Consider the following 932-nt stretch of genomic DNA (forward strand, 5'->3'; position numbering starts at 1 on the left):
GCAATAAGATCGAACTCGGATTTGAGTGCTTCAGAAAGTAGACGTAAATTGATAGGTTCATCATCAACTATCATAATGAGCGGCTTGCTCATAGATATATCCTTTTAAGTAATTGTCCTAGAGTGCCTTGGTGCTAAAAACTATGCTATATAAGTATGCAGAGGATAGATCCGATGTCCAATAATTGCTGTTTCAATAAGTCGTGTAATTGATAAAGACACACGTTAAAATCGACAAATTCACTAAAATATAACAAAAGGCATAAATCATAAATGAGTGAACATGATTCTTCTTCCATCTTGTCATTAGTCGAAGCTCGTATTTTGGGGGCCTTGATGGAGAAACAGCTAACCACACCCGATGTCTATCCTTTAACGCTCAATAGCCTGGTGACAGCCTGCAATCAGAAAACTAGCCGTGAACCGGTGATGGATCTTTCTGAAGGTGATGTTCAACAGAGCCTTTATGACTTACAGAAGCGGGCCTTGGTAAAATTTGAGTACGGTTCAAGAGCGGATAAATATGACCAGCGTCTGACGCGTGAATATCATATGAATGACGCAGAGCACGCTATCTTTTGCATGCTCTTGCTGCGAGGCCCGCAGACGGTGAATGAGCTTCTCACCCGAACCCGCAGAATGTATGAGTTTTCAGGGCCAGAAGAACTAATTGCTTTAGTCGATAAGCTGCTAAACAGAACAACACCATTGATGTGTCGCTTACCGTCGTCTGCCGGACAGCGGGAAGATCGTTATATGCACCTGCTCAGTGGGGAGCCTGATATGACGCAAATACAAGAGCCTTCAACACCAGTAAGCGACTCTTCAGCGTCTTCAGATGAGCTCTTCGCTCGAATTGAAGAGCTTGAGAAACAAGTCGCTTGGCTGATGGAGCAGAAGCAGTAAGCAAACACTAATAATAGCGAATAGAGC

General features: G+C 43.3%; 1 protein-coding gene. It reads left to right on the forward strand.

All coding sequences use genetic code 11. The features are described 5' to 3' along the window. The first annotated feature begins 272 nt into the window (after positions 1-272). On the forward strand, positions 273-905 hold the full coding sequence (locus tag A3729_RS07550; RefSeq protein WP_068507027.1) for a YceH family protein: 633 nt from the start codon (positions 273-275) through the stop codon (positions 903-905). The last annotated feature ends 27 nt before the right edge of the window (positions 906-932 follow it).

The organism is Oleiphilus sp. HI0043, assembly GCF_001634935.1.

Excerpts from the sequence above, each read along its gene's own strand:
- A3729_RS07550 (WP_068507027.1), top strand. The coding sequence starts at position 273 with ATGAGTGAACATGATTCTTCTTCCATCTTGTCATTAGTCGAAGCTCGT.